Annotated in this window: 7 protein-coding genes and 1 pseudogene; 5 read left to right on the forward strand and 3 right to left on the reverse strand. The window is 60.2% G+C overall.

Features of this window, described 5'->3' with window-relative positions; all coding sequences use genetic code 11:
- Positions 1–419: pseudogene (locus ACRXB1_RS22815) on the forward strand (transcriptional regulator); the annotation flags it as partial.
- Positions 420–688: 269 nt separating this feature from the next.
- Positions 689–2671 (forward strand): alkyl/aryl-sulfatase, encoded by a 1983-nt coding sequence (locus ACRXB1_RS22820; protein WP_449493302.1) that lies wholly within the window; start codon positions 689–691, stop codon positions 2669–2671.
- A 59-nt stretch (positions 2672–2730) separates the two neighbouring features.
- Here ACRXB1_RS22820 and ACRXB1_RS22825 read toward each other — a convergent pair whose 3' ends face one another.
- Positions 2731–3564 carry a thymidylate synthase gene (locus ACRXB1_RS22825; RefSeq protein WP_449493303.1) on the reverse strand — a complete coding sequence of 278 codons (834 nt, stop codon included), beginning with the start codon at positions 3562–3564 and terminating at the stop codon, positions 2731–2733.
- Between the two features lie 230 nt (positions 3565–3794).
- Positions 3795–5171 carry a sigma-54 dependent transcriptional regulator gene (locus ACRXB1_RS22830; RefSeq protein ID WP_061999993.1) on the reverse strand — a complete coding sequence of 459 codons (1377 nt, stop codon included), beginning with the start codon at positions 5169–5171 and terminating at the stop codon, positions 3795–3797.
- Between the two features lie 515 nt (positions 5172–5686).
- Between ACRXB1_RS22830 and ACRXB1_RS22835 the strand changes: the two genes are divergently transcribed.
- From ACRXB1_RS22835 to ACRXB1_RS22845, 3 genes are all read left to right on the forward strand, one after another.
- Positions 5687–6232, forward strand: coding sequence for a hypothetical protein (locus ACRXB1_RS22835; RefSeq protein WP_062167305.1), 546 nt, complete (start codon positions 5687–5689; stop codon positions 6230–6232).
- A gap of 115 nt (positions 6233–6347) precedes the next feature.
- Positions 6348–7835 (forward strand): sigma 54-interacting transcriptional regulator, encoded by a 1488-nt coding sequence (locus tag ACRXB1_RS22840; RefSeq protein ID WP_449493304.1) that lies wholly within the window; start codon positions 6348–6350, stop codon positions 7833–7835.
- A gap of 44 nt (positions 7836–7879) precedes the next feature.
- Positions 7880–8380, forward strand: a complete 501-nt coding sequence (locus tag ACRXB1_RS22845; protein WP_062167307.1) for a dihydrofolate reductase — start codon at positions 7880–7882, stop codon at positions 8378–8380.
- A 65-nt stretch (positions 8381–8445) separates the two neighbouring features.
- Here ACRXB1_RS22845 and ACRXB1_RS22850 read toward each other — a convergent pair.
- Positions 8446–9047 (reverse strand): metallopeptidase TldD-related protein (locus ACRXB1_RS22850; protein ID WP_449493305.1); only part of this gene is annotated, 602 nt, incomplete at its 5' end.

A 9047-nucleotide genomic window follows, 5' to 3' on the forward strand; every position in this document is an offset into this window, starting at 1 on the left:
TGTCGGCGGTGCCGCTCGACATGCGCTACGCGCGGACCTGCTACGACCATCTCGCAGGCGAACTGGCGGTGCGGCTCTTCGAGCGCATGTTGACATCGGAATGGCTGGAAGTCGTGCCGGGAACCACGGCCGGCTCCGCGCGCCCCGGGCCCACTTCTCTCGATGCAACCGCGCGGGGTATCGACGCGTTCTCTCAAATGGGCATCGATCTGAAGGAGCAGAAAGCACGGCGGCGGCGGTTCGCCTGCACGTGCATAGACTGGAGCGAACGCCGGCCGCATCTGGGCGGCGCGCTGGGCGCGGCTTTTCTCGATGCCTGCACGGAACATGGCTGGGTTGAAACCACGTCCCGGCGACGCATTCTGCGCGTCACGCCATCGGGCGAACAGCATTTCGCAGGGGTCCTTGGGGGTGAATAAAGATAGCTGAGCGTTCGAGCGGGGGCAGTTGTTTCATCGAGTGCGAGCCGACCAAATATGACAATTTATCAATCGGTTCACCTGTAAAGTTTTTAGTTCGCTGTCCTTCAAAGGTGCCGGACGATTTACCTGCCGGTGAACGACGCGGTATTCCCGACAGCTTTATTAGGATACCGAGTTGATTCCACTGGTTGCCGGATCCCGATCCTGACAAGTCGGGAACATGCCTTGTACCGGACCGAAGCGTGAACAACCAACCAGACCTCTCAATGAAGACAACAATAATCACAACGCCGCACAGGCTCACGCTCACCGCGCTCGCTGCCCTCAGCATGCTTGCTGCGCCGTTCGCACTTGCGCAGCAAGCCGCCCCAGTGCCTGCCAAGGACGCCACGGCCATCACCCGGCAAGACAACCTCGCTGTCTACAAGGAACTCCCCTTCGCCGACAAGACCGACTTCGAGGACGCGCAACGCGGCTTCATGGGCACCATCCCGACCGGTACGTTCAAGGCAGACGACGGCCGTACAAGCTGGGACCTGAACAAGTACAACTTCCTTCAGGGCGAAGCGCCGGACACCGTCAATCCGAGCCTCTGGCGTATCGCGCAGTTGAACATGTTCAACGGCCTCTTCAAGGTGACGGATCGCGTGTATCAGGTGCGTGGACTGGATCTCGCCAACATGACCATCGTGGAAGGTGACACGGGTGTCATCCTCATCGACGTGATGGTCACGCGCGAAGCCGCCCGCGCCGCGCTGGACCTCTACTTCCAGCACCGTCCGAAGAAACCGGTGGTCGCGGTCATCTACACGCATAGCCATGCGGATCACTACGGCGGCGTGCGCGGGGTGATCGACGAAGCGGATGTCAAGAGCGGCAAGGTCAAGGTCGTTGCACCGGCAGGCTTCCTGCAGGAAGCGGTCGCCGAGAACATTTTTGCCGGCAACGCCATGGGCCGCCGTTCCCTGTACCAATATGGCGCGCTGCTTCCGCCCAGCATGCGCGGACAGGTCGATGCCGGACTTGGGAAAACCACGTCGGCGGGCAACCTCGGGCTGATTCCACCCAGCGATACGGTTGAGAAGACCGGCGACACCCGCACCATCGACGGCGTTCAATTTGAATTCCAGATGGCGCCCGGCACGGAAGCGCCGTCCGAGATGCTGATCTACATGCCTCAATTCAAGGTGCTCGATACCGCAGAGGACACCACCCACACGCTGCACAACCTGTACACGCTGCGCGGCGCGCAGGTACGCGACGCAGCCAACTGGTGGAAGACGCTCAACGAGGCGATTCTCCGCTACGGCAACCGCACGGACGTCGTGATTGCGCAGCATCACTGGCCGACCTGGGGTCAGCAAAAGATCGTGAACTACATGGCCGATCAGCGCGACATGTTCAAGTATCTCCACGATCAATCGTTGCGTCTCGCGAACTCCGGCTACACGATGACTGAAATCGCGGAGCAGATCCAGTTGCCCGACAGCATCGGAAAGAAGTGGTACAACCGCGGTTACTACGGTTCGGTCAATCACGACGCAAAGGCGATCTATCAGCGTTATCTTGGCTGGTATGACTCGAACCCGGCGAACCTGCACCCGTATCCGCCGGAAGAGGAATCAAAACGTTTCGTCGACTTTATGGGCGGCGCCGACGCTGTGATGACCAAGGCAAAGCAATCATTCGACAAGGGCGATTACCGTTGGGTCGCGACCGTGATGAACAAGGTCGTGTTCGCCGACCCGTCGAACAAGGCTGCTCGCAATCTCGAAGCAGATGCGCTCGAGCAACTCGGTTATCAGACCGAGAACCCGACCTGGCGCAACGAATACCTGATGGGTGCATTCGAATTGCGTAACGGCGTGCCAAAGCTGAAGGGCGTCAACACGGCAACACCTGACGCGATCGCGGCGATGAGTCCCGATCTGCTGCTCGACTACATGGGAATCCGGCTGAACGGTCCGAAGGCGGACGGCAAGCACACAGTGATCAACTGGGTTCTCGGCGACGGCAGGAAGTACGGTATCGAGCTGCGCAACTCAGTGTTGATCTACACCGAGGGCGTGACGCTTGCGAACCCGGACGCCACGCTGACCATGAGCAAGGATGACTTCGCCGGTCTCCTGATGGGCGGTCAGCAACAGCAAGCTGACGCGAGCAAGGTCAGCGGTAACGGTCAGAAGGTGACGGAACTGTTCGGCATGCTCGATCGCTTCGACCCGATGTTCAACATCGTTACGCCTTGATGTCTTGAAGGCATGTCACGGCTTCGCATGATGGAAGCCGTGACGCACGCACGTCTGCGTTAAACCGCAATTGGCGCCTTGATGCCCGGGTGATATTCATACCCTTCGATGACAAAGTCCTCGTACCGGTAATCGAAGATCGACTCGGGCTTTCTCGCCAGCTTGAGCTTGGGCAGCGGATACGGTTCGCGGCTCAATTGCAGGTCCACTTGTTCCAGATGGTTCAGGTAGATATGGCAATCGCCGCCCGTCCAGATCAGTTCACCCACATCCAGATCGCACTGCTGCGCGAGCATATGCGTGAGCAACGCGTAACTCGCGATGTTGAACGGCGTGCCCAGAAACACATCCTGGCTGCGGCAATACAGGAGGCAGCTCAACTTGCCGTCGTTCACGTAGAACTGCGCGAGGCAATGGCAAGGCGCAAGCGCCATGCGGCCAGCGCGGGCATTATCAACGGGCGACATGGATTCGTCCGGGAAATCCGCCACGTTCAACGCGGTCAGCATCAGCCGGCGCGAATTCGGCCGTGTCTTGATCTGGTGGACGAGGCCACTTACCTGATCGACCATCGTGCCGTCACTTTTCGGCCAGAAGCGCCACTGATGACCGTAGACCGGACCGAGATCGCCGTTTTCATCGGCCCATTCGTCCCAGATCGTCACGCCATGGTCGTTCAGATACTTGATGTTGGTATCGCCGTTCAGGAACCACAGCAGCTCGTAGACCACGCTTTTCATGTGAATGCGCTTGGTCGTCACGATCGGAAAACCCGCCGCCAGATCGAACCGCAATTGGCGGCCGAACGTGCTGATCGTCCCCGTGCCGGTCCTGTCCATCTTCCGAGCGCCGCGCTCGAGAATGTCTTTGAGCAGTTCTTGATACTGGATCATGGGAAGGGTTGTGCGTAAAAGTGGTGGCCCGTGGCCGGATGCCTGCGGAAAACAGCAGGAATCCAGCCGCCGATAAAACCAAACCACGATTTTACCAAGGCCCGAACGGTCTGGCGCGAAGAGGTCTTGAAGGGGACAAAACGGTAGAAGCCGCAGTAGTTCGGATGAACCCCGGGTTTGGACGTTGGACAAGCACGAGCAGCCCACGGACTGTCATGCGCGGCCGGAAATCAGCCGCGCGTGACGTGCTCCGTGGGTGCGTCGACTTCGATATGGCGCATGCCATGGGCGCTCAACAACCTGTACAACGTGACGCGCGATATGCCCAGTTCCTGGGCGGCATCGCCGAGACGTCCGCGATGGCGCAACAATGCGAGTTCGATGGCTTGCCGCTCCGCGGCCTCACGTGCCTGCGCGAGGGACACCGGCGCAACTTCCACGTACTCGCCGAGTTCGAGATCGCGCGCGCTGATCTGCCGCCCTTCGGACATCACGATCGCGCGACGCACGCGATTGATCAGCTCGCGCACATTGCCGGGCCAGCCATAGTTATGGATTGCAGCGATGGCATCAGGCGCAAAACCGCGCAAACGCCGGCTTGCGTCTTTCTTGAAGCGATCGAGCATGTGCTTCGCCAGCAATTCGATGTCCTTGCCGCGCGCTCGCAGCGGCGGTTCATCGATTTGAAGCACGCATAAACGGTGATACAAATCGGCGCGAAAGCGCCCTTCGATCATCGCCGTTTGCATGTCCACGTGCGTGGCCGAGATGATGCGCACGTCGACTGGCGTAGAGCCGTGTCCGCCGAGCCGCTCGACCTTGCGCTCCTGCAGGAAGCGCAACAGACTCGCCTGGCTTTCGAGCGGCAGGTCGCCGATTTCATCGAGGAAAAGCGTGCCGCCATTGGCCGCTTCCACCCGGCCGATCTTGCGTTGATTTGCGCCGGTAAACGCGCCGCGCTCGTACCCGAAGAGTTCCGATTGCAACAGATGCGCGGGGATGGCGCCGCAATTGATTGCGACGAACGGCTGTTCACGCCGCGCGGAACGTTCGTGGATGGCGACCGCCGTCAGTTCCTTGCCCGTGCCGGATTCGCCCGAGATGAAAACCGGCGCATCGGTCATCGCGACCTTGCGGATGGAGCGGAACAGGCTGAGCATGGCGTCGCACGAGCCGACCATTTCGCCTTCGGCGCGGCCGTCGCGGGCATCGTTCGATGCGTTTTCGTGCAACGCCACCATGCCATACGCATGGCCGACCGCGTCCACCACGCGATCATTCGATGTCGGCAACGTCACGTAGTCAAAGCAGTAATCGCGGATCAGCCGTCGCACAGCCGCGTCTTCGAGCTGGCCCGCAACGGTAGCCGCGACCCAGCCGACGTTGGTGAGCGTCAGCGACGCTTCAAGCGCCGCGAGTTCATGTGCTTCGAAATTGCTCGACAAATCCAGCAAGCCGCCGGTTGCCAGGTCGTTGCGAAGCCACCGGCGAGCATCCTTGGCGTTGGAAACCACCTCGATGTGCCAGCCCCTCTCCTCGAACCGGGCGCACAAAGGCGCGCTCGGGTCACGAGTCACATATATTAATTGCCGCCGAGCGACTTCCATTGTTTTGATCCTTTCGTCAACGGTCGTTGAAAAGGTCGCGCCGGTAAATGCCCACGATCTCGTTGCAGACGTCGAAGACTCGCAAAGCATAAGCGAACGGTCATTCGGAAAACTGCAAACGGTGATACCCCGGAAGCGACGAGTGCTGTCGCGCGGTTCATAAACGAACCTGTTTTGTTTCTGCCGCTGTTTTTGAGAGACTACTATAAAGCGAATACTTCGAAAACAAATATCCGCAACAATGTCCCCGTTCGCGATCCTGAAGCATTGCCAGCATACGAATCAATGAAGCGTTTTGTTTTAATAAGCGGTTTGTAAATACTTTAAATAAGACGATTTCATTTCCGCGCAGCCTGACAAATATGGCAGCTGACTGCACATCGTTTCAGTGGTGAAACATTTTCTTCAGTTTTCGGAATCCTTTGTCGAACGCATTTTCGATGCAGTCCCATTAGACGGGCGAATGCGGCCGATGGCACATGTCTCGCTATTAAGGACGAACCTTGGAGACCGCCATGGAAATTACCAGCAGCGCCGTCAGGTGCGGGAAAAACGCCATTCCGCAACGCTTTGCCGCAGTTGCGACCGCGTGGTTTGTACTGGGGAGTTCAGGCGGCAACGTTTGCGCGCAAGATGATTTTAATAAGAACCGTCTGATTATTCGCGCGTTTGAATCAGGGTTCGTACCTCTGGTGTCCGGATTTGAAACAAGTTTGGCACCGACTAATCCGCCAGCCATTTTTAAAGAACAATTTATAGGAAAGATTGATTGGGGCGAGGGGTCATCAGTAAGTCGCATTATTCAAGAACCGGCAATGGCGCAGATTGATCCGGATCTCATTCATTCTGTACGGACGGCGTCATTTATGGCACAGGACGAAGGCGCGTTGGAAAAGGTGACCGTGACAGACGGGTGGACGCCTGTGCTGCCGCACACGCCAACCAGCGTCACGCTGTGGGACGAGATCGCGCCACCGGTGCCGGCCCGTGTTCCGGTCGATGCAACCCTGCACGCAACGCCCAACGACGTCGCGGACACGGAGGCACCCACACCCCAGTAGTCGAGTCAGGCATCCTTTCCGGCGTGGTGATCATGTCCAAGGCCCGATGAACGGCGCCGTACATGCTCGCCATTCCGGCCGAGACAACGTTTTGCGCTCGCTCAGGAGGTCGTTCGTGCACGATCCTGCTCCCGTCTCCCCTGCCGCATCGGGAAACCGCCTGCGGGCTTCACGGCCGGCAAGAGTGGCGATACCAGCCATCGTGGCCGGTTTGCCCGATTTACCGGATGTGTCCAGCGTTACCGTCCCAGCCGTGCGCCACCTGCTTTACCTCGCGCAGACGCCGAACCAGGCGCTGGTCGGCTACCTGAAAGGCCGCGGCTGGAAAGTGTCGGCCGGTACGCTCGCGGCGAACGCCGGCGTGCTGAAAAGCGGTGCGCCAGTCGCCGGGATTGTGGATTTGACCGGCTTTTCCGCGCGCGAACTCACCGCGCTCGAGCCCGCGCTGCGGCATCAGCAGATCGGCTGGATCGCGCTGGCCGATGCCACCCTCCTCGCCGACCCGATCGTCTGTCACATGATCCGGCACTACTGCTTCGACTTCGTAAAGGGGCCGTTCGCGCCGGCGACCATCGGATATCTGGTCGATCATGCGTACGGCATGGTGAGTCTTGGCGACATCGACCTGATGGACGCGCCCGCTGCCTCAGGCAATGAACAAATGGTCGGCACGTGCGAAGCCATGCAGGAACTCTTTCGCACCATCCGCAAAGTTGCCAACACGAACGCCAACGTGTTCATCTCCGGCGAATCGGGTACGGGCAAGGAACTGACCGCCGTTGCCATCCACGAACGCTCGCCGCGCCGCAAGGGGCCGTTCGTCGCGATCAATTGCGGCGCGATCGGCAATCACCTGATCCAGTCGGAACTCTTTGGCTACGAGCGCGGCGCCTTCACCGGCGCGCATCAGCGCAAGATCGGCCGTGTCGAACAAGCCGATGGCGGCACGCTTTTCCTCGATGAGATCGGCGACCTGCCGCTTGAGAACCAGGTCCATTTGCTGCGCTTCCTGCAGGAAGGAAAGATCGACCGGCTGGGCGGCCACGAGTCGGTTCCCGTAGACGTACGCGTGATTTCCGCGACGCATATCGACCTCGATGCAGCCCTGCGCGACGGCCGCTTCCGTACCGACCTGTTTCACCGGCTATGCGTGTTGCGCGTGGACGAACCGCCGCTGCGTTCGCGCGGCAAGGACATCGAGATTCTCGCGCTGCACGTGCTGCACAAGTTCAAGAGCGACGGCAAACGCAAGATTCGAGGCTTCGCGCCATCGGCAATAGAGGCCATGTACAGCTACGCCTGGACCGGCAACGTGCGCGAGATGATCAACCGCGTGCGGCGCGCGATCGTGATGGCCGAAAACAAGCTGATCACCGCCGATGACCTCGGCCTCGGCCACTGCACCGGCATGGAATCCACGACGCTCGCCGCCGCCCGCGACGCCGCCGAAAAACGGGCAATCGAGCTGACGCTGCTGCGGCACCGGCACCGGCTGAACGAGGCGGCGGCCGAACTCGGGATATCGCGGGTGACGCTCTACAGGTTGATGGTGGCGCACGGTTTGCGCGCGCCGGCGGCGGTCAGCGAAAGCGCCGTCGGTTAGAATCCAGGGCTTGATTTATCTCGAAAGCCTGACGGATCGACATCATGACGACGCTCACCCTGATCGTCGCCCGCGCGCGCAATGGCGTGATCGGACGCGACAACCAATTGCCCTGGCGCTTGCCGGAAGATCTGGCGTTCTTCAAACGCACGACCATGGGCGCGCCGATCGTCATGGGCCGCAAGACGCACGAGTCCATCGGACGCGTGCTGCCGGGCCGGCGCAATATTGTGGTGACGCGCGATGCACAGCGTCGTTTCGATGGCTGCGACACGGTCCCGGGCCTGTGCGAAGCGCTGGAAGTCGCGGCGCGCGACGACACCAAGGAAGTGTTCCTGATCGGCGGCGCGGAGCTGTTCCGCAAAGGCTGGGCGCTCGCGAACAAACTCGTGCTCACGGAAATCGATGCGGATTTCGAAGGCGATATCTCGATCGATGCCCCCGATCCGGCCGTCTGGCAGGAGATCTCGCGCGAGACACATCGCGCGGCCGCGCCGAACGACTTTAATTATTCGTTCGTGATCTACGAACGGCGGCCCGCATAAAACGAAAGAGCCCGGAACGACGATGAAAACCGTTCCGGGCTCTTTCGATGCAATCTGCAGAGCCTTTACTGCCCCGCGATCGTCATCTTCTCGATCAGCACCGAGCCGATTTCCTTGTTCCCGCGCACGACTGTATCCGCGCCGATTGCCTCGATGTGCCTGAACATCTCCTGCAACGTGCTCGCCACCGTGATTTCCTCGACCGGATACTGGATCTTGCCGTTCTCCACCCAGAATCCCGACGCACCGCGCGAATAGTCGCCCGTCACGTAGTTCACGCCCTGCCCCATCAACTCGGTCAGCAACAACCCGGTGCCGAGCTTCTTGAGCATTGCTTCGAAGTCATCGCCGGGTTGGGTCAGCGAACTGCGCAGCGACAGGTTGTGCGAACCGCCGGCGTTGCCTGTCGTCTTCATGCCGAGCTTGCGCGCTGAGTACGTCGACAGGAAATAACCCTGCACCACGCCGTCCTCGACCACATTGCGGCGGTGCGTGCGCACGCCTTCTTCGTCGAACGGTGCGCTGCCCATGCCGCCCTTTACGTGCGGATCTTCGACCACCTGGACGTGCGGCGCGAAAACGGGTTTGCCGAGGCTATCGACCAGGAACGTTGTCTTCCGGTACAACGCCCCGCCGCTCACCGCCTGCACGAACGCGCCCAGGATGA

The organism is Caballeronia sp. M23-90 (assembly GCF_053574605.1).

Excerpts from the sequence above, each read along its gene's own strand:
- ACRXB1_RS22825 (WP_449493303.1), bottom strand. The coding sequence starts at position 3,564 with ATGATCCAGTATCAAGAACTGCTCAAAGACATTCTCGAGCGCGGCGCT.
- ACRXB1_RS22830 (WP_061999993.1), bottom strand. The coding sequence starts at position 5,171 with ATGGAAGTCGCTCGGCGGCAATTAATATATGTGACTCGTGACCCGAGC.
- ACRXB1_RS22845 (WP_062167307.1), top strand. The coding sequence starts at position 7,880 with ATGACGACGCTCACCCTGATCGTCGCCCGCGCGCGCAATGGCGTGATC.
- ACRXB1_RS22820 (WP_449493302.1), top strand. The coding sequence starts at position 689 with ATGAAGACAACAATAATCACAACGCCGCACAGGCTCACGCTCACCGCG.
- ACRXB1_RS22835 (WP_062167305.1), top strand. The coding sequence starts at position 5,687 with ATGGAAATTACCAGCAGCGCCGTCAGGTGCGGGAAAAACGCCATTCCG.